The 22,512-nt window shown below is 56.5% G+C and carries 22 protein-coding genes; 21 read left to right on the forward strand and 1 reads right to left on the reverse strand.

Annotated elements, in window-relative coordinates; translation table 11 throughout:
• Nucleotides 1-3: 3 nt before the first annotated feature.
• Nucleotides 4-579, reverse strand: a complete 576-nt coding sequence (locus H6973_07390; protein MCP5125451.1) for a chemotaxis protein CheW — start codon at nucleotides 577-579, stop codon at nucleotides 4-6.
• 248 nt (nucleotides 580-827) lie between these two features.
• Between H6973_07390 and gshB the strand changes: the two genes are divergently transcribed.
• The 21 genes from gshB to H6973_07495 all read left to right on the forward strand — a co-directional run bounded on the left by gshB (nucleotide 828) and on the right by H6973_07495 (nucleotide 22,443).
• Nucleotides 828-1,778, forward strand: a complete 951-nt coding sequence (gene gshB / locus H6973_07395) for a glutathione synthase (protein MCP5125452.1) — start codon at nucleotides 828-830, stop codon at nucleotides 1,776-1,778.
• 18 nt (nucleotides 1,779-1,796) lie between these two features.
• Nucleotides 1,797-2,726 (forward strand): TonB family protein, encoded by a 930-nt coding sequence (locus tag H6973_07400; GenBank protein ID MCP5125453.1) that lies wholly within the window; start codon nucleotides 1,797-1,799, stop codon nucleotides 2,724-2,726.
• 191 nt (nucleotides 2,727-2,917) lie between these two features.
• On the forward strand, nucleotides 2,918-3,220 hold the full coding sequence (locus tag H6973_07405) for an AtpZ/AtpI family protein (GenBank protein ID MCP5125454.1): 303 nt from the start codon (nucleotides 2,918-2,920) through the stop codon (nucleotides 3,218-3,220).
• Complete coding sequence (locus tag H6973_07410; GenBank protein ID MCP5125455.1) at nucleotides 3,213-3,503, forward strand: ATP synthase subunit I; 291 nt, start codon at nucleotides 3,213-3,215, stop codon at nucleotides 3,501-3,503. The genes H6973_07405 and H6973_07410 overlap by 8 nt, the downstream gene beginning before the upstream one ends.
• A 633-nt stretch (nucleotides 3,504-4,136) precedes the next feature.
• Nucleotides 4,137-5,492, forward strand: a complete 1,356-nt coding sequence (locus H6973_07415) for a DEAD/DEAH box helicase (protein ID MCP5125456.1) — start codon at nucleotides 4,137-4,139, stop codon at nucleotides 5,490-5,492.
• Between the two features lie 60 nt (nucleotides 5,493-5,552).
• Nucleotides 5,553-6,437, forward strand: a complete 885-nt coding sequence (gene rfbA, locus H6973_07420; GenBank protein ID MCP5125457.1) for a glucose-1-phosphate thymidylyltransferase RfbA — start codon at nucleotides 5,553-5,555, stop codon at nucleotides 6,435-6,437.
• Nucleotides 6,434-6,991 carry a dTDP-4-dehydrorhamnose 3,5-epimerase gene (gene rfbC, locus H6973_07425; protein ID MCP5125458.1) on the forward strand — a complete coding sequence of 186 codons (558 nt, stop codon included), beginning with the start codon at nucleotides 6,434-6,436 and terminating at the stop codon, nucleotides 6,989-6,991. Before rfbA ends, rfbC begins: the two co-directional genes overlap by 4 nt.
• A 4-nt stretch (nucleotides 6,992-6,995) precedes the next feature.
• Nucleotides 6,996-7,874 carry a dTDP-4-dehydrorhamnose reductase gene (rfbD, locus tag H6973_07430; GenBank protein MCP5125459.1) on the forward strand — a complete coding sequence of 293 codons (879 nt, stop codon included), beginning with the start codon at nucleotides 6,996-6,998 and terminating at the stop codon, nucleotides 7,872-7,874.
• Between the two features lie 16 nt (nucleotides 7,875-7,890).
• Nucleotides 7,891-9,600, forward strand: a complete 1,710-nt coding sequence (gene gspE / locus H6973_07435; GenBank protein MCP5125460.1) for a type II secretion system ATPase GspE — start codon at nucleotides 7,891-7,893, stop codon at nucleotides 9,598-9,600.
• 1 nt (nucleotide 9,601) lies between these two features.
• A complete protein-coding gene (locus H6973_07440) occupies nucleotides 9,602-10,822 on the forward strand; it encodes a type II secretion system F family protein (protein ID MCP5125461.1) in 1,221 nt (406 codons plus the stop codon).
• 10 nt (nucleotides 10,823-10,832) lie between these two features.
• Nucleotides 10,833-11,267 carry a type II secretion system major pseudopilin GspG gene (gspG, locus tag H6973_07445; GenBank protein ID MCP5125462.1) on the forward strand — a complete coding sequence of 145 codons (435 nt, stop codon included), beginning with the start codon at nucleotides 10,833-10,835 and terminating at the stop codon, nucleotides 11,265-11,267.
• Complete coding sequence (locus tag H6973_07450; GenBank protein MCP5125463.1) at nucleotides 11,264-11,836, forward strand: GspH/FimT family pseudopilin; 573 nt, start codon at nucleotides 11,264-11,266, stop codon at nucleotides 11,834-11,836. The genes gspG and H6973_07450 overlap by 4 nt, the downstream gene beginning before the upstream one ends.
• Nucleotides 11,833-12,240, forward strand: coding sequence for a type II secretion system protein (locus H6973_07455; GenBank protein MCP5125464.1), 408 nt, complete (start codon nucleotides 11,833-11,835; stop codon nucleotides 12,238-12,240). The genes H6973_07450 and H6973_07455 overlap by 4 nt, the downstream gene beginning before the upstream one ends.
• 5 nt (nucleotides 12,241-12,245) lie before the next feature.
• Nucleotides 12,246-12,860, forward strand: a complete 615-nt coding sequence (locus tag H6973_07460; protein MCP5125465.1) for a prepilin-type N-terminal cleavage/methylation domain-containing protein — start codon at nucleotides 12,246-12,248, stop codon at nucleotides 12,858-12,860.
• Nucleotides 12,861-12,862: 2 nt separating this feature from the next.
• The gene (locus tag H6973_07465; GenBank protein ID MCP5125466.1) at nucleotides 12,863-13,897 is read left to right on the forward strand and encodes a general secretion pathway protein GspK; all 1,035 of its coding nucleotides are present in this window, start codon (nucleotides 12,863-12,865) and stop codon (nucleotides 13,895-13,897) included.
• Nucleotides 13,898-13,969: 72 nt separating this feature from the next.
• Nucleotides 13,970-15,049, forward strand: coding sequence for a PilN domain-containing protein (locus H6973_07470; GenBank protein MCP5125467.1), 1,080 nt, complete (start codon nucleotides 13,970-13,972; stop codon nucleotides 15,047-15,049).
• Nucleotides 15,049-15,645, forward strand: coding sequence for a hypothetical protein (locus H6973_07475; GenBank protein ID MCP5125468.1), 597 nt, complete (start codon nucleotides 15,049-15,051; stop codon nucleotides 15,643-15,645). The genes H6973_07470 and H6973_07475 overlap by 1 nt, the downstream gene beginning before the upstream one ends.
• Nucleotides 15,646-16,215: a hypothetical protein gene (locus H6973_07480; GenBank protein ID MCP5125469.1), complete on the forward strand. Its 570-nt coding sequence runs from the start codon at nucleotides 15,646-15,648 to the stop codon at nucleotides 16,213-16,215. It abuts the gene before it with no gap.
• Between the two features lie 148 nt (nucleotides 16,216-16,363).
• Nucleotides 16,364-18,655 carry a type II secretion system secretin GspD gene (gspD, locus tag H6973_07485; GenBank protein ID MCP5125470.1) on the forward strand — a complete coding sequence of 764 codons (2,292 nt, stop codon included), beginning with the start codon at nucleotides 16,364-16,366 and terminating at the stop codon, nucleotides 18,653-18,655.
• Between the two features lie 21 nt (nucleotides 18,656-18,676).
• Nucleotides 18,677-20,830, forward strand: coding sequence for a tetratricopeptide repeat protein (locus H6973_07490; protein ID MCP5125471.1), 2,154 nt, complete (start codon nucleotides 18,677-18,679; stop codon nucleotides 20,828-20,830).
• A 365-nt stretch (nucleotides 20,831-21,195) separates the two neighbouring features.
• Nucleotides 21,196-22,443 carry a hypothetical protein gene (locus H6973_07495; GenBank protein MCP5125472.1) on the forward strand — a complete coding sequence of 416 codons (1,248 nt, stop codon included), beginning with the start codon at nucleotides 21,196-21,198 and terminating at the stop codon, nucleotides 22,441-22,443.
• Nucleotides 22,444-22,512 lie beyond the last annotated feature (69 nt).

Consider the following 22,512-nt stretch of genomic DNA (forward strand, 5'->3'; position numbering starts at 1 on the left):
TGCCTAGCTGGCTGCATTCAGAAATCGTGGATCCGCCAGCAGCTTACCGGTATCGAAAGCCAGCCAGTGCTGATTGTCGTTCAGGAACGCCTCGATCACATAGAGTCGCAAATTCGCCTCGATCGCCTCCAGCGAGGGGACACGATGCTGGGGTCCGAAGTGCCGCATGCCAATAATTTCATCCACCAGCAAGCCATAATCCCACTCACCGGCCCGAACCACCACAATCTGGCTACCTGGGAGTCGCGGGGTGGGACGGTCGATCAGAAAATCCCTTAAATCCGAGACGGAAATCACCTTGCCGCGCAGGTTGGCGATCCCCAGCAACCAGCGCTTGACGCCGGGCACCCGCGTAATATTGCGGGGCACCGGGATGATTTCAGCGACGTCATCCATGGAGAATAGCAGGTTCCAGGAACCGAGGCGTAGCGCCAGTCGCCCGCGAATCTCCGACAGCTGCGTACCTGCTGTTTCAACCGGCGCCCGCTCCCGGATGCGCTGATCGAGTTTCAGCAACACATCGAAGGGATGCAACGGCGACGCAGGCGCCGCAGGAGAGGTTACTTCCGCATCTGCCACATCACTATCCTCTGACGAAATTCGGACCCAATCATCGCGGATTGAATCCATGCAAGAGCCAGCGCCCAGGTTCGCAGTTTTCCGGCGACAGCGTCACACTACAATAGAACATTGGTTTTTTGAGTGTGATATTTAGCATACTAACAACCTTGACGCCATGACAAAATCGGTAATCTTAAATCATAGTCGCGGTTTATTCCGTATGCCGGACTTTTGAACCCACTTGCCTAACCTGACGGATAGCGCCCATGACCCTCAAACTCGGCGTGGTAATGGATCCCATTAGCGCCATTACCATTAAAAAGGATACAACGTTCGCCATGCTGCTGGCCGCCCAGGCCCGAGGCTGGGAACTGCATTATTTCGAACAGGCCAATCTTCATGCGCGCGGCGACCAGGCTTTTGGTTATTCCCGGCGATTGAGCGTTAAGGATGAAAAAAATGGCTGGTTCACTTTTTATAACGAGCGCGATCTGCCCTTGACCGAACTCGACGTGATTTTGATGCGCAAGGATCCGCCTTTCGATATGGAATACATTTATACCACTTATTTACTGGAGTTGGCTGAAAGGGCGGGGGTATTGATTGTCAATCGACCGGGTAGCCTGCGCGATGCCAACGAAAAGTTTTTTGCCCTGCATTTTCCACAGTGTGGACCACCAACCGTGGTCGCCCGGCAACCGGCGCGGCTCAAGGCGTTTCTGGAGGAGCAGGCGGATATCGTTGTCAAACCGCTGGACGGTATGGGGGGAGCGTCGGTATTCCGGTTGCGGCAAGGCGATCCGAATTTGAACGTGATTCTGGAGACGCTGACTGACCATGGTCGGCGTTTGACCATGGCGCAGACCTATGTACCGGAAGTCACCGCCGGTGACAAGCGTATCTTGCTTATCGACGGCGAGCCGGTTCCCTACGCGCTGGCGCGCATTCCCCAAGTGGGTGAAACGCGAGCCAATCTGGCGGCGGGTGGGCGGGGCGAGGGCGTCCCGCTTAGCGATCGCGATCGCTGGATTTGCGGTCAGGTTGCGCCGCGCCTGCAAGAGATGGGACTACTGTTCGTTGGTCTGGACGTGATCGGAGACTATTTGACCGAGATCAATGTCACCAGTCCCACTTGCGCACGGGAACTTGATGCTCAGTTTGGATTGGATATCGGCGGGGATTTGATGGCGGCTATTGCAAAACGATTGCAGCGCTAGCGGTCGTGGAGATATGACTTGATTCGTTTCGCTCATCTGGCTGCCGACGATGCAAGTCATCGCTGGGCGCTGGCGCTGGTGCTGGCGCTGGGTCTGCACATAGCGTTGCTGTTCGGCGTACCGATTGACCCGTGGACGTTTCGCTTTCCCGCATTGCGACAGTTCGATGTAGTGCTGTTGCCGGCTAAAACAGTCGCGCCGCCGCCCAATCTAAAATCTGTTTCCACACCGGCGCCTGAATCGGAACCCGAGCCAGCGCCGGCTCCGAAGCCTGAACCCAAGCCAGCCCCAAAACCTGAACCCAAGCTGGTACCAAAACCTGAACCCAAGCTGGTACCAAAACCTGAATCCAAGTTGGCACTAAAACCTCGCGCTAAGACAACTACGTCAGTCGCTAAAACCAAACCCTCTCCCCCGCCCCCTCTCCCGCAAGCGGGCAAGAGGAGTAAAAGGTTAAAACCTAAACCAATTGACTCGGTCAAACGTCCTAAGATGCTCCCCTCTCCTCCGCCAGATCGGCTAAACAGCACAGCGCTGCTAAGCCAGGTTGCTCGTCTTGAAACTGAAAAGCAGCGCCAGCAACTGGCGGGAGTTCGCACGAAGCGCGTTACTTTGGCTGATACACGCTCGGTGGCCGGCTTTTATGCGGCGGACTGGGCGCGAAAGGTGACACGGGTGGGAGAAATGAACTTTCCTGATGTCGCCCGACGACTCAGTCTGAGTACTGGACCGTTGCTAGAGGTTGCTATTCGCGCTGATGGCAGTCTGCGAGACGTGCGAATTCTCCGTTCCTCAGGCAATGCTGAACTCGACCGCGCTGCTCAGCGTATTGTGAAACTGGCCGCGCCTTATCCGCCTTTCCCCGACAATCTTCGCCAACAAGCGGATCTACTGCGCATCGAAAGCCCGTGGCGCTTTGATCCAGTAGGTCGGGTGCGGGCGCGATAGAGCCAAATCATCGGGTGGCTTGACGTGCATACAAAAACGGGCGCCGAGCGGGATTTTGTGCAAAATCTAAACCCTTTGGCGAACATGACGCCGGAGATGCTGACTATTCTTATGAGTAGCAAGGTTCTTTTACCGACGCGTTGCTTGGCCAGCATTTCAAAACCTTCAGTCATTTCAGGAGAAAAACAGCGATGACGGGTTTCGATCCTCTACCGAGTCAGATCGGGCGCAAAGCGTCTCGCAAGCAACGCGCGCGGCAGGCGGATCGACCCAACATCTGGTTCGGGCTAGGCCTCTTTGGCGCCGTAGGCTGGTCGGTGGCCTTACCTACCGTGCTGGGTGCATTGCTGGGATTGTGGCTGGACCGGAATTGGCCAGGCCCGCATTCCTGGACGCTGACGCTGTTAGCCGCTGGACTTGCGCTCGGCTGCGCTAATGCCTGGCGATGGTTGCATAGACAGCGTCCGAAAGATCGGGAGCAACGTAATGACTGAATTCCTGAGCGGGCTGCTGGCTGCGCTGGGAGGGACCGTGCTGGGTCTGTTTTACTTCGCCGGTCTGTGGTTCACTCTGCGCCGGTTACCGGGACATCCACATCCAGCATTATGGATCGCGGGGAGTTTCATTTTACGCTTGACAGTCAGTTTAAGCGGGCTTTATGTGATCCTAGGGTCGGACCGCAGTTTGACCCGGTTGGGGATTGCGCTCTTGGCGTTTCTAGCGGTCCGGGTGGTGCTGACTCAACGCTTGCAATTGGCTGAGAAGTTACGATCCTAATTTTTTTGCTGCTACAACCGAAGATGTATAGCAATCTTATACAGATTGTTGAATATTTATAATACCAATAAAATCTCATCAAAATTTTTACAAAAATTATAAATTTTTTTAAAATTTAATAACATGTAAATGGTTGCTATAGCGATTAACATTATTCGCCAGAATGACTTTGAATCAATTAAGGCAGGTTCGATATTTTTGCATCAAACATCAAAAAATTGTTAGAAATTATTGTGGTTCTTCGATACTTTTTGTGGAATTGATGCAGCAATCCGTAGCAATCTGTAGGTCGGGCACCGGACGTGCCCGACATGGGCTTTCTTGTCGGGCAACGCTACGCTTTTGCCCGACCTACAGTGTGAGTTCCACAAGAATCTTCGAAGAACCATTATTGTGGCTTGATGAAAACTTAACAGCCCTGCCTGGGTCTGGGAGGGAGATTTGACGGACAGATAGGTGGGGGAATAATAGAATCCCATAAGCTTAATCTCCCGAATCCTGTTAAACTGCCTCATCGCGGCATTGCTCCAGTCTCCTGCGCCGCGCCCCATCCTGGTTAACCTCATTTCATCCGCCGCAGACTGGCGCCGAATCCCGGCGGCAGGCCGATGTTGTTTCTATTTCTGGAGTCTCATGTCGTTTTCATCACTTGGACTTTCCGATGCTCTCGTTCGCGCCGTTACTGAACGTGGCTACACCGTTCCTACCCCGATTCAGCGGCAGGCGATCCCCGCTGTGCTGTCGGGCGGCGATCTACTGGCCGGCGCGCAAACTGGCACCGGCAAGACTGCTGGTTTTACCTTGCCGATCCTGCATCGCCTCGCCGCTGATAGTGGCAATAATAAAAATGGCCGCGCGCCGATCCGCGCTCTGATTCTTACGCCAACCCGTGAACTGGCCGCACAAGTCGAGGAGAGTGTGCGTGAGTATGGCAAGTATTTGAATTTAAAATCGATGGTCATGTTTGGTGGCGTGGGCATCCAACCGCAGATTCAACAATTGCGCAGCCGGGTAGATATCCTGGTGGCGACGCCGGGCCGCTTGTTGGACCATGTCGGACAAGGGACACTCAATCTGTTACAAGTCGAGGTGTTGGTGCTGGATGAAGCCGACCGGATGCTGGATATGGGTTTCATTCACGACATTAAAAAAGTGTTGGCGCTGTTGCCTCGACAACGCCAGAATCTGCTGTTTTCCGCAACCTTCTCCGACGAGATTCGCACCCTGGCCGATAGCCTGCTCAACCGCCCGGCCTTGATCGAAGTCGCACGCCGCAATGCGCCCGCTGAGGCGGTCAGCCAGCGCGTCCATCTGGTGGATCGCGAACGGAAACGCGAATTGCTGGCCCATCTCATTCGTGAGAATCGCTGGCGGCAGGTGTTGGTCTTTACTCGCACTAAACATGGTGCTAACCGCTTGTCCGAACAACTGACCAAGGGCGGTATTTCCGCGCTGGCGATTCACGGCAACAAGAGTCAGTCGGCGCGCACCCATGCCTTGGCGCAGTTCAAAAGCGGTGCATTGCCGGTGCTGGTCGCGACCGATATTGCCGCCCGGGGCATCGATATCATTGAATTGCCGCATGTGGTCAATTTTGAATTGCCCAATGTGCCGGAGGACTATGTCCATCGCATCGGACGCACCGGTCGCGCTGGCGCTGAGGGCGAAGCGGTCTCGCTGGTCTGTGTGGACGAATATAAATTGCTGGCGGATATCGAGAAGGTGCTCAAGCGCTCTGTACCCAGGGAAGTCATTCCCGGCTTTGAACCCGACCCGCGCATCAAAGCCGAACCGATCCCGAACGGACGCAATCGCGGCTCTATGCCGGGTCGCGGCCCCTCCAGAGGCCATGCATCCTCCCCTGCCCGTACTGAACCTGCTGCAAGGCCGCACCATTCGCGGGAGGCGTTTTCTGGACGAGGACGCCCGGCAAAAACGACTGTTCAGCCTCCCCGGAAAACCGTTAAGATTCCCGCTTCGATGAGGTAATTCAGCGTCATCGTTCGCTCCCTCTCCCGCTGGCGGGGGAGGATTGAAGGATAGTAGGGTATGGCATACAAAGGCATCATTCTGGCCGGCGGTTCCGGCACCCGGTTGCATCCGCTGACCGTTTCCGTCAGTAAACAACTCATGCCGGTTTATGACAAACCGATGATCTACTACCCGATCGCCACGCTGATGCTGGCGGAGATTCGGGGCATTCTGATTATCACAACTCCTCACGATCAGGAGGCGTACCAGCGTCTACTCGGTGATGGCCGCCAATGGGGAATGAGCTTCCATTACGCGGCGCAGCCTAGTCCCGAGGGGCTGGCGCAAGCCTTTCTGATCGGCGAGACCTTTATTAGCGCGGATCCGGCCTGCCTGATCCTCGGCGATAATATTTACTACGGTCAGGGTCTGTCCACGGTGCTGCGCCGGGCGACAGCGCGTCAGCAGGGCGCTACGGTATTCGGCTACTACGTGCGTGATCCCGAGCGTTACGGCGTCGTCAGCTTTGACGCCCAGGGCCGAGCCATGAATATCGAGGAAAAACCAAAACAGCCCAAGTCGCACTATGCGGTAACCGGGCTGTATTTCTACGACAATGATGTAGTCAATGTTGCCAAGAACATTCGGCCTTCGGCGCGCGGCGAGCTGGAGATTACCGATGTCAACAAGGTCTATCTGGAGCGCGGCGCGTTGAATGTCGAATTGCTGGGACGTGGTTACGCTTGGCTGGATACTGGTACTCATGAATCGTTGCTGGCGGCGGCCAATTTCATGCAGGTGGTCGAACAACGGCAGGGTTTAAAGATTTCCTGTCCGGAAGAGATTGCCTGGCGCATGGGCTATATCGACGATGAGCAACTGGCGCAACTGGCGGCACCGCTGGCCAAAAATGGCTATGGTCAGTATTTACAGGAACTGCTGCAACCGGGGAGCGTGTCATGAAAGTGATTGAAACCGGCCTGCCGGGCGTGTTACTGCTGGAACCTAAAGTCTTTGGCGATGCGCGCGGCTTTTTCATGGAAACCTGGCAGGCGGCGCGTTACCAGGAAGCTGGAATGCCGGAGCGTTTTGTTCAAGACAATCATTCCCGCTCCCGGCGGGGCGTACTGCGCGGTTTGCATTATCAATTAGTGCAACCCCAGGGCAAGCTGGTCTGGGTGACCCGTGGCGCGGTGTTTGACGTTGCGGTCGACATTCGCTGGGGTTCGCCGGCGTTCGGACGCTGGTATGGTTGTGTGCTGGACGATGTGGATCACCGGCAATTGTATATTCCGCCTAGCTTTGCCCACGGGTTCTGCGTGATGTCGGAGGAAGCGGATTTCTTCTACAAGTGCACAGACTACTACCATCCGCCGTCCGAGCGCGGCATTGCCTGGAATGATCCAGAGATTGGCATCGCTTGGCCGTTGAGTGACGTATCGCTGTCGGGCAAGGATCAGCAGAACCGGCGGTTGACTGAGCAGACGGTTGAGGATTTGCCGGTTTACGAAGGATAAGTCCATGCGAATCATTGTCATTGGCGCACAAGGTCAGGTCGGCTGGGAATTGACCCGGCGCGCGCTTGCGTTAGGTCACAACGTGCTGGCCTGGGATCAGGCGGAACTGGACATTACCGATGCCGCCGCCGTGGATCAGGCTCTGAACGCCAGCAATGCAGACGTTGTCATCAATGCAGCGGCCTACACCGCAGTGGATAAAGCTGAACAGGACCCGGAACAAGCATTTGCGGTTAACCGTGATGGCCCCGTCCATCTCGCTGCCGCCTGCGCCCGATTGAACCTTCCATTGCTGCATATTTCCACCGACTACGTGTACGACGGCGCGAAAACAAGTCCCTACGTCGAGGATGATCCAACCGCGCCAATGGGCGTTTATGGCGCAAGCAAGCTGGCTGGCGATGAAGCAGTGCGCCCGTTATGTCCACGTCATCTGATTTTGCGGGTCAGTTGGGTATTCGGTGTTCACGGCCACAACTTCGTTAAAACCATCCTGCGACTGGCGCGAGAACGTGAGGCATTGCGCGTGGTCGCTGATCAGTACGGCTGCCCGACGTTCGCCGGCGACATTGCCGACGCCTTGCTGGAACTGGCGGGACGCATCACCGAAATCGACGCCAGAGCCGCTTGGGGTACTTATCATTACTGTGGGCACCCCGCGACGACCTGGCATGGTTTCGCCAGCGCGATTGTCGAAATGGCTCGCGAACAAGAGCCGCTGCCAGTTAAAACCGTGACGGCTATTACCACTGCTGATTACCCAACCCCCGCGGCCCGTCCGGCCAATTCGGTGCTGGATTGTTCGCGCCTGGCCAGAAACTTTGGCATTCAGCCTCGTCCCTGGCAGGAAGGCTTGAGACAGCTTTTGTCGTCTAATTCCTAAGCCCTGATTTCCACCCATGTCCGTTGATCTTGGCGAACTGCTGGTTAACCACCAGAAACTGGCTGATACCGACCTGCAACGCGCCCGGCGCGTACAGGAAGGTACCGGCGAAAACCTGGATACTCTTCTGCTCAAGCTGGGCTTGGTTTCCGAGCGTGATCTAGCCGAAGCGCTGGCGGCGCAACTCGGGTTGCCACTGGTGCGGCCTGCTGACTATCCTGATGCGCCAGCGATTAATGGCGCGGTCTCGCCACGCTTTCTCAAGGAGTCGCGCACGATCCCGTTGGCCGATGAAGAACAGGGATTAGTCGTAGCGATGGCCAATCCCACGGATGAATATGTGCTTTCGGCCTTGCGGCTGGCTACCGGCAAAACGATCTTGCCGCAAGTCGGCATTCCCTCGGAATTGGAAGTCGCTTTTGAACGGTTGTACGGCAGCGGACGTTCGGCGATGGGCCAAATCGTGGATTCCATCGGTCTGGCCGACGATCTTACCGACGAAGAACAGATTCAACATCTCAAGGACTTGGCCAGCGAAGCGCCGGTTATCCGCTTAGTGAATCTGATGATCGCCCGCGCGGTCGATTCAAGGGCTTCGGATATCCATATTGAACCCTTTGAGAACCGGCTCAAGGTGCGTTACCGGGTGGATGGCGTGTTGCGCGAGGTGGAATCGCCGCCGTCCCGGCTGTCAGCCGCCGTCATCTCCCGCATCAAGATTATGGCCAAGTTGAACATCGCCGAACGGCGGTTGCCACAGGATGGGCGAATTCAACTGCGGGCGCAGGGCAAAGAGATTGATCTGCGCGTCTCCACCGTGCCAACCTTGTGGGGGGAAAGCGTGGTGATGCGTATTCTCGACAAGGCCAGCATGGTGCTGAACTTCGAGGCGCTCGGTTTCAGCCCGCGCACCCTCAAACGCTTCCTGGACGTATTGATGATGCCGCATGGCATTATCGTGGTCACTGGCCCGACCGGAAGCGGCAAGACCACAACGCTGTATACCGCCTTGTTAACCTTGAACACCCCGGAGCGGAAAATTCTCACCGTCGAGGACCCGGTGGAATACCAACTGGAAGGCATCAACCAGATTCAGGTCAAGCCACAAATCAACTTAACCTTTGCCAACGCTCTACGCTCCATCGTCCGCCAGGACCCCGATGTGATCATGATCGGCGAAATGCGCGACCTGGAAACGGCGGGCATTGCAGTGCAGTCGGCGCTGACGGGTCATTTGGTGCTGTCGACCCTGCATACCAATGATGCCGCTGGCGGCGTGACCCGGCTGCTAGACATGGGCGTGGACGATTATTTGCTGACTTCGACGATCAACGGCATTCTGGCTCAGCGCCTGGTGCGATTGCTTTGCCTGCATTGCCGCGAACCTTATCCGGCTTTACCGGAACTGGTCGAGGAAATGCGGTTGCAGCGGTTTGTTGAGACGGAGGACAGAGGGAGCGGCATCACCTTGTACAAGGCGGTTGGTTGCGAACAGTGCGGCGGAACCGGTTATCGGGGCCGGGCGGCGATCATGGAATTTCTGATCATGAGCGATCCCCTGCGGCGGCTGGTGCTGAAACATGCGGATGCGACGGTGCTGCAAGCCGAGGCTCAAAAAGAGGGTATGGACACCCTGTACGAGGATGGGTTGCGCAAGGTGGTTGCGGGTCACACAACCATTGAGGAAGTCCTGCGGGTCACGACGCAACAGGAACAGGAGGGCTGATATGCCCCGCTATCGCTATGAAGCGGTGGACAATACCGGCGAAGTGTTGCGCGACGAGATCGAGGCGCCTACTCCGGAAGCAGCGATTGAGCGACTGCGCGATCAGGGATTGTTGCCGTTATCGGTCAACGAGGCTAAGAGCGGCTTCCTGCGCGGTGGCCTCGGTCAGCCGTTGTTCAGCAAACGCCGGGCACTCTCCCGCAAATCGATCATGCTGCTGACCCAACAATTGGCCAGCTTGCTTCATGCCGGTATGCCGCTGGATCGGGCGTTCACTATTCTGATCGGCGTGGCCGATGACGAACAGGCGCGAACCCTGTTGGAGCGAGTGCAAGAGAAGGTGCGCGGCGGCTCTTCGCTGGCCGATGCCTTGGAGGCGCAGGGCGCGTTCTCGCGCTTCTACTTGAACATGATCCGCGCTGGCGAAGCAGGCGGCGCGCTGGAAGTTGTGTTGAAACGACTGACCGAATTCCTGGAGCGGTCGCAGGCGCTGCGGGAAACCGTGACATCGGCGTTGATCTACCCAATGATTTTGCTGACGGTTTCGGCGTTATCGGTGATCATTCTACTGACCTTCGTGGTGCCGCAGTTCCAGCGACTGTTCGCTGACGCTGGCAAGGCGCTGCCGTTGGCGACGCAAATCGTGATCGCAGTTGGCGATGGCTTCCGTCATTACTGGTGGGCCGGGGCGCTGTTCATCATGCTGGCCGTGGCAGCGGTGCGCCGGCAATTGAACCAACCCGAGAGCCGCGCCCGCTGGGATCGCTGGCTATTGCGCCTGCCACTAGTGGGCGATCTGATCGGCAAGGTAGAAACCGCTCGACTGTCGCGGACCTTGGGAACCCTCCTCGGCAATGGGGTGTCGCTATTGAACGCGCTGACCATCGTCCGGGAAACGCTCAGCAATCAAGTGATGGCGACCGCGCTTGGTGAAGTCGCCGAACACGTCAAGACCGGAAGGGGACTGGCTGAACCGTTGCAGGATGCTGAGAGCTTTCCCAAACTGGCGGTGCAGATGATTCGGGTCGGCGAGGAAACCGGCCAATTACAGGAAATGCTGATCCAGATCGCCGATGCCTACGATGGAGAGGTGCAAACGGCAGTCAAGCGGTTGCTGACCCTGTTGGAGCCGGCCATGATTTTAGGACTGGGCGTGATCATCGCTGGCATTATCATGTCGATTCTGGTCGCAATTCTCAGTTTGAATGAATTGGCTTTTTGAAAGGTATCTGATGAAAAAAGAGAGTCTTAGCCGCTCGCGCGGTTTCACCCTGATTGAGTTGCTGGTCGTGTTGGTGATTCTGGGGCTATTGGCCGGGTTGGTGGGGCCACAGGTGATGAAATATCTGGGTGGCGCCAATACCAAGACCGCCAAGTTGCAAATTGAAGATTTCAGCACGGCGCTGGACGCTTTTCGACTGGACATGGGGCGCTATCCCACGACGAACGAAGGCTTGCAGGCGCTGGTTGTCCAACCACAGGGCGCGAACCACTGGAACGGTCCCTACCTGCGCAAAAGCATTGTCCCCAAGGATCCCTGGGGCAATGATTATCAGTATCGCGCACCTGGTCAGCAGAGTGGCGGCGGTTTCGATCTTTACTCGCTGGGCGCCGACAATGCTGAGGGTGGCGATGGCGAGAACCAGGATGTGGTCAGTTGGATGTGAATGAAGGAACGGCTCAACACCTCCCCCCTTTGAAAAAGGGGGGTCGGGGGGGATTGCGCACGGGCGACGCAGCCAAAATCCCCCCTAACCCCCCTTTGCTAAAGGGGGGGCTGAATGATGACCAGGGTTTTACTTTACTGGAAGTGTTGGTGGCGCTGGTGATTGGCGTATTGCTGGTCGCGCTGACGCCGCCCTTGCTGTCGGGGATGAGCGGCTCGACGGAACTGCGCAGCGCAGCGCGGCAATTGGCGGCTGGCTTGCGCAACGCTCGCAACGCCGCCATCACTCATCAGCGTGAAGCCGTGTTAACGCTGAATCTGGCGGAACATCGCTTTGCGGTCAGTGGAGATACCCATGAGATCGCCTTGCCGAACAGCGTTGCCCTCCATCTTTATACTGCGCAATCCGAATTGCTTGATGGTGAGAGGGGCAACATCCGTTTTTTCTCGGATGGTAGTTCTACGGGCGGCGCTATCACGGTCAGCAGCACTAAACTGGCCTATCGAATCAACGTAGACTGGCTGACCGGCGCGATTGCCATTGCTGAACAGGATGTGCAACCGCAATGATCCCCGGTCGTCAGCACGGCTTTTCTCTGCTGGAAGTGCTGGTGGCCTTCGCCATTCTCAGCATTTCCCTAGGCGTATTGCTGCAAGTCTTCGCGACGGGCTTGCGCAATGCCGGCGTCGCTGATGACTATACCCGGGCGGTTTTGTACGCTGAGTCGATCCTGGCGGCTATCGGCCGGGAAGTTCCGCTGGCTGAAGGCGAGCATAGCGGCCCGGTCAATGAGCAGTTTTCCTGGCGCAGTGTGGTAAGCGCCTATACCGAAGGAATGCCGGAATCGGAACAACCTCGATTTCGGGCTTACCGAATCAGTGTCGAGGTGTACTGGCCGGGGTTGGTCCAGGATCGTTCAGTCGTATTGGAGACCTTGCGACTGGCGCCGATTGAGCCACCGGGCCGGGGTTGAAGATAATGCCGCTCGCCACGCGCCAAACGGGCTTCACGCTGCTGGAACTGGTCGTCGCCATCACCTTGATGGGATTGGTGCTGGTGGTGCTCTATAGCGGCTTGCGGCTGGGGCTGAATGGCTGGGAGAGTGGCGAGCGACGCGCCGAAGCCACTAACCGGTTGCGGCTGACCCAGGAATTCCTGCGTCGACAACTCATGCAGTCGATCACAGTTCGTCAAATCACCGAGGAGCGGAAAAGCGTTGTGGTGTTCACCGGGCAACCGGACAAAATTGAGTTTGTGGCGCCAATGCTGACTCAACTGGGTCAGGGCGGTTTGTATCGGGTGCGGGTTGAAGCCAGCGACCACCGGTTGTGGATTCGCTGGCGCCCCTATCTGTCGGACAATTCCGGCGCTGACAGGGGTTCTGATGTGGATAAGGAAACCGTGCTCCTGGAAGGGGTGACGGGTATTGAATGGGCTTATTTCGGCACTGAACGGAATTATGATCCAGAACCGCCGCGCTGGCGTTCTGAATGGACGAGTTCCGAGCAACGCCCCCAGTTGGTGCGCCTGAATCTGAGCCTGACGGGCGAGTCCTGGCCGGACCTGGTCGTCGCTCTGACGGAGGCGCTTTAGTCATGATGGATTGCACTGTAAGCATTCACCTCCCCCCTTTGAAAAATCTCCCCCGTTACCATCATCATCTCCCCCCTTTGAAAAAGGGGGGTCGGGGGGGATTGCGCATTGGCAACTCGCACAAAATCCCCCCTAGCCCCCCTTTGTTAAAGGGGGGGACTGAACGGATGCGCGGCATGGTATTGGTGATCGTCCTGTGGATTGTGACCCTGCTGACGGTGATGGCGGGCAGCTTTGCCTATTCGATGCGGGTTGAAACCCGCTTGGCGACCACCATGATCGAGCGCGCTCAGGCTCGGGCGCTCGCTGAGGCGGCGGCAACCTATGTGCTGGCTTGGCAACTGGATTTTGCAGCGCAGAAACAATGGCCGGCTAACGGGGATGTCCATGAGTGGGCGTTCGGCGGCAGCCGAGTGCGAATCAGCATTGAAGATGCGGCTGGCCGAGTCAGTCTGAATAATGCCAATACCCTGTTGCTGAAGGAAACGTTGTTGGGAATCGGCGTAAACGAGGCGGATGTGGATCATCAGGTTGCCGCCATTGAAGACTGGCGCGATCCCGACGATCAGACGCGACCGGATGGCGCGGAAAGCGCTGAATATCGCGCTGCCGGGCGGCCTGGCCCCAAAAATGGCTCGTTCGACAGTCTTGAAGAATTACAACAGGTGCTGGGCATTGACCCGGAAACGGCCCGGCGCTTTGCCCGCGTAGCGACGGTCGATACCCGGATTTCCGGTATTAACCCAACGCTGGCGTCCATCGATGTGCTGCGCGCTACAACCGGACTCGACGAGAAAACCATTGCTGATTATGTCAACGCGCGCGCTCAGACCGCTCGCGAGGACGCTCCGCCGCCGCCACTGCCCGCAATGGATGGCCGCTCGTTCTTTTCCGGTAGCCGTTCGGGTGTTTATCATATCGCTGCCATGGTCGAGACCGAAACCGGAACAACGGTGCGTGTGGAAGCGGTCGCCTCAACCCAAAATCCACCGCCGGGACAGATGGTGCGATGGCTGTCCTGGCGACTGGCGCCCTGACTAGGCAAATATGCTATGGCAACATCGAAACTTCCTGCTATTAACGGCCTTACCGCCATTTGATTGTGATCCGTGACTGCACTTTACCCGCAAATTCTGAAAAGTAACGTCCAATGGAGTCCGTTGACCCTCTGGCGTTGGTGGCGCGAGGGCTTATTGGGTTGGCTGCCACTGACGATTCGCAGGAAGCTTGCGGGTTCACAACGACAACTGATCATTGAACCCGACACCAATGGACTGGCATTATTTCGGCAGGAAAGGGACGAACGGGAGGAAGTAACCCGGCAACCCTGGGAATCCTTGAGCCGGGAAACCCTGCGCAAGTTGGTGCGAACCGAACGGCCCACCGCCATCGTTTTGCGGATGCTGGCCAATCGGGCGCTAACCCGAGTGGTGACGTTGCCCATCGCCGCTGCTGGCAACCTACGTCAAGTACTGGGTTACGACATGGACCGGTTAACGCCGTTCAGCGCCCAGCAATTGTATTACGATACCTTGATCCTTGAGCGTCAACCGGAGCAACGGCGAATTCGGGTCGAACTGTCCGCATTGCCGCGCGCGGAGGTGGATGCAACCCTGGAAGCATTGGCCGGACTCGGAGTAACGCCGGATATCGTCGATGTGGGCGGCGGTCGGAAGGGCATTAATCTGCTGCCCGTTGAAAAACGACCGCGCCGCGGCGTTTGGCCCCGGCGTCTGCGAAATAGCCTGGTGGTCGTCAGTCTGAGCCTGATGCTAGCTGCGGCCTTGTTGCCGTTGTGGCAGCAACGGACGTTGGTGATTCGCTTGCAAAAGCAGGTCGATATTTTGCAGCGGGATTCCAGCCAGGTGCTGGATTTGCGCGAACAACTGGAAAAAGCGGTTGAGTCATCCCGGTTTTTATTGCAAAAGAAGCAGAGCAGACCGCCGGTCATCGATTTGCTGCGTGAGCTGACCGTTCTTTTACCGGATAATACTTGGCTGGAGCGCTTACAAATTAATGGCGATGCGTTGCAATTGATCGGTCAGTCATCGAGTGCGTCGGCGCTGGTCGGGTTAATCGACGAATCCAAATTACTGGGGGGCGTCGCTTTTACTTCCCCGGTCACCAATGATCGTCGGACAGGCAAGGAGCGTTTCGTGCTGAGCGCACAAGTGGTGTTGGAGCCTTGATGAATCCCGTATCTTCTCCATCACTCGGCCATCGCTGGTTCGCCCTGCTTTTATTGGCGTTGGCGGTGGGCCTGTTCTATGTGGGCGTGGATCAACTATGGATGGGCCGATATCGCTATTATCAGGATAACGCTGAACGATTAATGAGCCGCTTGCAGAACCTGGAACGGTTGGCCGCGGCCCGCCCGGAACTGGAAAAAGCGATTCAGGCTATTCGTAATGATCAACGCACTGCTGCTTATTTTCTCCCGCAAGCGGCGCCTGCGCTGGCCGCGGCGGATTTGCAACAGCGCGTCAAAAATCTGGTGGAAGGCGCGCAAGGCAGTTTGCTAAGCGTTCAAGCATTACCGGTCATCGAGGAAGGCGGCATGGTGCGCGTAGCGGTCAGCGCTACGGTGCAGAGCGATGTGGAAGCGTTGCAAAAAGTGCTTCATAGTTTGGAATCGCAAGTGCCGCTGCTGTTTGTCGATAACCTCCAGGTCACAGCGCGCCAATTTCGACCCCGGTTGCCCGATGGGAAAATCGCGCCTTACACGCGCGTACAACTGAACAGTCAGATGGAAATATCCGGTTACCTGCGCAAGGAGCATGGCTAGATGTTCGCCAAGTGGGTAGGGCCGTTGTTTTGGCTGGCGATGGGCGCAGCGGCAGTAGGTGCGCTGTACATGGAATGGCGGCATCCGCCACGCCTGCCAACGCCGATTGTGGCCGATGCGCCGCCTGCGGTGACCGTTCCGCCGCCCAAGCCGTTTAAACCGCAACCCTTGGTTCACTACGCCGAGATCGTAGCGCGTCCGGTTTTTATCGACGCCCGCCGGCCAGAGGAGGATGAACCGCTCGAACCGCCGGCTGCGCCGCCGCCCGAACCTGACCATCCGCTTGATTTGATTGGCGTATTACTGGTTCCTGGGGCGGCGGCGGCGCTCCTGCGCCCCACCGAACCCAAGAATGCGCCAGTATTGCGCATCGCCCAAGGCGAAACGGTGGATGGTTGGCAGTTGCAGTCGGTAAGCGCGGATCGGGTGGTGCTGCGCAAAGGCCCACAGGTTCGCGAGCTGGTGCTCAAACGCGAACCCTCTCCGCCACGACCGCCCACGCCGGGTCGGGTTATTCCACCACGAGGCCAACCTGTGGCCTCTCCGCCAAGGCCAGCGTCAAGGTCTTGATAAGAAATAAGCGTTCACCTCCCCCCTTTGAAATAAGGGGGGTCGGAGGGGATTTCGCATGGTCGCTGGGGTCAGAATCCCCCCTCACCCCCCTTTGCTAAAGGGGGGGACTGAACGGTTACGATAAGAATTTGCAGAGTACAGTCCATTGAGTAAAACCTGGGTTAGATCGTTAATAAGCGGAGGATTACTGGCGCTGCTGCTAGGCGCGTGCGCGACTCCTCCAGAGAGCGGTGATAGCGCTCCCCTTGAAGCGGCGCGCACGGAGCAGGTGACGGTTAGCGCAACGCCGGCGCCTTCGCGCAATGCGCTGCAATTGAGCGCTCGGTCGGAATTGAACGGGGATATGGGAATGCGTTCGTCGGACTCCTCCGCGGTTTCCCCATCCCGGAGGACAGAGATCTTTCCCGGCACCGGCAACTTTATCGACTTACGCGAGGCCAGCAAGCCATTAGCTCGTGCAGCACCGGTTACGCCAGCGCCGGGCCACGGTGTCACGCTGAACTTCGAGGGTGCCAGCATCCGCGATGTGGTCAAGGTCGTGTTCGATACCTTGAAGGAGAATTACGTCATTGATCCTCAGGTGCAGGGCGAAGTGACGGTCCAGACCAGCCGACCGCTGACCCAGGATCAATTGCTGCCCACCCTGGAGACCTTGTTGCGTGCGAGCAATGCGGTGTTGGTGCGTGAAGAGGGTGTGTACCGGATTATCCCGGCTGCGGGCGTGCTGCGCCAGGGCAATCTGACCCCGCGTCTGAGGGGTGGCCGTGTGGGTTACAGTGTGCGTATTGTGCCGCTGAGCTATGTCAGCGCGGTCGAGATGCAAACGATCATCGCGCCGTTTCTGCCTGAAGGCAGTATTCTTAAGGTCGATCCCACCCGTAATCTGTTAATACTGGCCGGCACTCCCCAGGAGTTGAACAGCGTTCAGGACACCATTGACACCTTTGACGTCAACTGGCTCCGAGGAATGTCAATCGGCATGTTTCGGCTGCGCAACGTCGAAAGTCAGGCGTTGGCCAACGAATTGAATCAGTTACTGGGCGAAAACTCCGGAACGCCCATTGCCGGGCTGGTGCGGCTGGTGCCGCTCAGCAAGCTGAACTCGGTGCTGGTCATTTCCCCACAGCGCGAATATCTGCGCGAGGTGGCGGTCTGGATCGAACGGCTGGATGGCATCGGTGGCGAACGCTTATATGTCTATCCCGTCCAGAACAGCCGGGCGGACTATATTGCCGAATTGCTGAATGGTCTGTTCAATCTGGAAGGGGGAGGAAAGGGCGCGGAGCGCGGCGGCGAACTGGCCCCTGGATTGAAAGGCGCGCAATTGTCCAGTAGCGGCGGATTGAATACAAGTTCAAGTTTGAGCAGTAGTCTGTCTTCCACATCAGGGAGTTCATCCGCCAGCGGCTTGTCGGCGCCGGGTAGTTCAACGTCTGCTTCGGCGGGCAAAGCCTCTGGTGGAATTGGCACTGTCTTAGGATCGGGGGGACCCAGCGCTGGCATGGAAGAAGTGCGAATTGTCGCGGACTCCGATAACAATTCACTGCTGATCTGGGCGACCAGCCAGAATTACGAACGGATTCTCAATACCCTGCAAACGATCGATGTCGCCCCCCGGCAGGTGCTGATCGAAGCCACCATTGCCGAGGTGACGCTGACTGGCCAGTTGCAATATGGGCTGCAATGGTTTTTCAATAACTCAGTGGGTAGAGACTACACGGGGACAGGTTCGCTGGGTCTCCCCACCGACCTGGCCCTGACAGACGCGCTCAGTAGTATCCCATCCGGCCAGTTCTCTTATGCGATTACCGGCAGTGACGACATCGTCAAGGTGCTGCTGAATTTGCTGGCGAAAGATTCCAAGGTCAAAGTGCTCTCTTCTCCACAAGTCATGGTGGTAGACAATCAGCAGGCGACGATTCGAGTCGGCACGCAGCAGCCGATTCCGTCCGGCACCAGTACAGTGAACAACGTGACGACCAGCGGTGGAGTCACCTATAAAGACACTGGCGTGCTGCTTGAGGTATTGCCTCGGGTCAACTCCGGCGGCATCGTCAACATGGAAATCAAACAGGAAGTGGTTGATGTGGGACCTCTGGTGGATGTTAGCCAGGCGGGTACGACTGCCCGGCAAGAGCGCGCGTTCCTGCAGCGCACTGTGACGAGCAAAGTGACGGTCAAAAATGGCCAGACCCTGGTATTAGGCGGTCTGATCCGCGACAATCGCACTGAGGGTCAGAATGGCATTCCGGTGCTTTATAAGGTTCCCGTGCTTGGCGCGCTGTTTGGCAATACCAGCGAGCAGGTGGATCGCACTGAATTGATTGTATTGATCACCCCGCGAGTGGTGCAGAATACCGATGAAATTGATGCGGTTACTGACGAAATTAAACGCAAGATGCGGGCGGTTGAGCCGGTGCTTAATAATGCGGGTTAAGAATTTTCAAAGGAGCGATTGATGCAACCGGAAGCTCAGGCCGCGCTGCGTCGCGTATGGTTGAATCAGGAATTGGCCCGCTACCGGCAACGCAGCGCGGCGCAACCGGATAATTTTGAAGCCTGGCGTCATATCGGACGGCTTTATTGGGAACTGGGCGAGATTGAGCAAGCCATCGAAGCGCTTGAAAAGGCGCTGGCATTACAGCCGGATGATCGTGAATGTCTGTTCGGTCAAATAGTTGCCTGCTTGGCGCTTAACCGAAATGAAGCGGCGTTAACGGCATCCACTCGTTTACTGGAGCGATTCCCCAACGATGCCCAGATTCTGTTGCGCCAGATTGAGGCGTTGCGCCGGTTGAAGCGTCCGCAGGAAGCGCTGACCGCCTGTGAACGGGCGCAGACCTTGCCGTTGTCAACTGAACAATGCCTGGAGGTGCTCCACCATCAGGCGAGTCTGGAATTTCAGCTTGGTCAATGGGAAAAATCGCTGGCGTTCATTGATGATGGGTTGGCGCTGGCGTCGGTAAATGCCGATTGGCGTCTGAATCGGGCGCGCCTGTTGAACCGGTTGCGCCGCTGTGAGGAGTCCCTGGCCGAACTGGAGCCGTTGATCGCCGTTCCCGCCGTCGAGTTCGCCGCCCGGTGCGCTAAGGCGCGGGCGCTGGCCATGCTGTGGCGATTTGATGAAGCGGATGCGATTTTGAACGATTTGCAGGCGCATTATCCTCATGCCGCCCTGGAGCGGGAATTCGAGCCGTGGCGGCTGCCAGATGAGACGTTGCCGGACAGTCTGCATAAGCGATATACCGGGCGCGGGTTGTATATGATGCAAACTTTCGAGGCGCAGAAAGAGTGTGACTGGACCGATTGGGAAGCGATGACCGCCCATTTGGATGAGTTGCTGGGAGATGCGCTCCGCTATGGTTTTGTCGCTGGCCTGGAGCCACATCGTCTGTTGAGCCTGCCGATGGATCCGGCCCAACATTTGGCGGTAGCTCGGGCGCAAGCGACCGCGGTAGACACATTGATGGCGCCAGCTCGCCAAAAGCTGGCTATTCATTGGGCGCCCCGACAAGATGATGAACGGTTGCGCATCGGCTATGTCTCAGGGGATTTCCGTGACCACGCGACTGCGCACCTGATCCGCAAGCTGTTTCGGGTACATGACCGAGCGCGGTTCGAGATTTTTGGTTATAGCCTGCGCCCTGGCGATGGCAGCTATTATTGGCAAGACATTTCCCAGACCTGCGATCGATTCGTGGAGTTGCATGGTCTGAGTAATGCTGAAGCAGCAACCCGAATTGCGGCGGACGGCGTTCATGTACTCGTCGATTTGCATGGTTACACTCGTTTTGCCCGCCCCGAAATTTTTGCGTTGCGGCCAGCCCCGGTGCAGGTGGCCTTCCTGGGATATCCGGGTACGCTAGGCGCAGACTACGTTCCTTACATGATTGCCGATCGTGTGGTATTGCCCGAGGAATCGAGACCATTTTTTAGCGAGCAGCCGGTCTATCTCGATTGTTATCAAATTAATGATGATGAACAGCCGATTGCTGAAGCTGGGTTAACGCGAACCGCTGCGGGTCTTCCGGAAGAAGGTTTTGTTTATTGTTGTTTCAACAATACTTATAAAATCGAGCCGCGCATATTCGGTATCTGGATGCGAATTCTGCGACAGGCGCCGGGAAGTGTGTTATGGTTGCTGGCTAATACGTCACGCACTGCTGTTCACCTGCGCAGTGCGGCGGACGAGCAAGGCGTCGATCCTGGGCGGTTAATTTTCGCCCCGCGTTTACCCAAGGCGGAGCACTTGGAGCGACACCGGTTAGCGAATCTGTTTCTGGATACTTTCGTAGTCAATGCCCATACTACGGCCAGCGATGCGCTTTGGGCGGGTTTGCCCGTATTGACGCAACCAGGCTTAAGCTTTCATTCGAGAGTTTGTGCTAGTTTGTTGAGCGCATTAGGATTAAATGAATTAATAGTTGGAAGTAACCAGGAATATGAAGAACGAGCCGTCAGTCTGGCCAGCAATTCAGATCGCTTGAAAAAATTACAAACTCAACTAATGCATTGCCGTGCGACGCGGTTGCCTTTTTCAACTGAAGAGTTTGCGCATGGTCTGGAACACATTTACCAGGAATTATGGTTTGGTTGGCAGAAAGGCGGGTAAGCCAATTGAAGGGAGCTTTGCTTTACTAAACGAAGTTGCGAAGTAAAGTCTGATAATATCGCTTTGAAGTGTGTTTGTTGTTTTATTGAAACAACCATAGATTAGATTGATACCGGGCAAGACGCCCAAAATTTCGCCGTTTTAAGGTATGTTTTAGGCATATAAAGCAATTTTTTACCTTGAGACTAAGGAAAGGTTTAAGTATACTGATTTTGAGTCGAGTTTTTGTGGTTTCGTGTATTGACAACAACAAACTGTTGTGTAGAATCCACAGCAGGTTAGTTTTCTACCGTTCTAGCAGGAACCTTTGTTACCTTAACCCTCTGTCGGAAGTTTCAGATAGGAGCTAAATCATGAGATTCAAGATGAACAAGCTTGCAGCCGCCGTAGCGGCGACCATGGGCGTGTCGGCGGTTGGCATTGGTACCGCCCAGGCTGATGAGATTCTCTTTCCCTATGTGGTGGCCAGTGACACTGTCACTACCTTGATTTCCACGATCAACATTTACGAAGATTTCTTTCAAGGTCCTGCTTCAAACCAGTTGCATTACCGCTATTACTACAAGAATGGCAGCAACGCGGAGAACAACCTTGCGTCTTGCGCCGAGGTCGACGACCGGTTGCCATCTAGCCCAAACGATATCGTTACGTTTGACGTAGCAGAGCGCTTCGGGATCGACAACCTAGGCATTCTGTTTGAGGATGTTGCAACATCCAGTAATGTTGACTATGGCAGCAAAACCTTTTCGTTGTTAAACATCGCCCTGCCGGTGCGCGCGTTTCTGATCGTTGACAACAACGATACCTTAACAGGGGCGGGCTTGGTTAGCACAGCTAATTCGGTGGCTGGCGAAGCGATTATCTTGGAGTTTGCGGCTGGCGCTGCATGGGGCTATTCCGCTTATAACGCCGCTGGTCTGTACTCCGGAACCGCTGGGGGTGGGGCTGTTGTTAGCAATCCCTACGACTTCTCCGATTCGGTTGAAACTGCTGGCGAAGTGATCGCCAACAGTTTTGTCCCTGTAGCCTTGATGCCTTTCACGGCTACTGGAGGCGAGTTTGTCACCAAATTCTTCGTGACGCCGATTGCGACGAGAGCGATGGGCAGCGGTACCCCTCAGTTGCGGGGTGATCTGAACGCCCGTGTTCGGTTAGCAGTTCAGGACCCGGCTTCGGCTACCCAAGATGTGATGTTCGACCGTGATGAGTTGCCAGTGTCAGGTCAGGTTCCGCAAAATGTAGTGTGCGTGGGTGCTGTCGAAGCATCAACCATGCTGACCGAAGGCGCTCTGAACCGAGTGCCGAACGGCGGCTGGTCGAACCTGCGAGTGAGTAGTGGCACCGTCGCCGGTACTACTGGCACAGTCACCTCTGGTTCTACTGATCAAGCCATTGTGTTCAAACTGGAATATAACCCGTCCGCACTGGAGCTTGATACAGACTCTAGCACTGCCCCGGTCGTCGGCATTGTCAACAATGCGATCTGGCTGCGCAAGGGTATCCGCGAGTCGTATCTAGCCCCAGCCTTAGCCACCCAGCCACGTGTAAGCGTGTTTGCTGCTGACCTTGACCTCAATTCTCCGGCTCCAATTGGCACTAGTGGCGTCCAGTAAGGCAATTGGGTTCGTTATAGTCGTTTAGTCGACGCTTGTCCTCAGAAAAGGGACTGCTCTCTCGAGCAG

The organism is Gammaproteobacteria bacterium (assembly GCA_024235095.1).
Lineage (GTDB): Bacteria > Pseudomonadota > Gammaproteobacteria > Competibacterales > Competibacteraceae > UBA2383.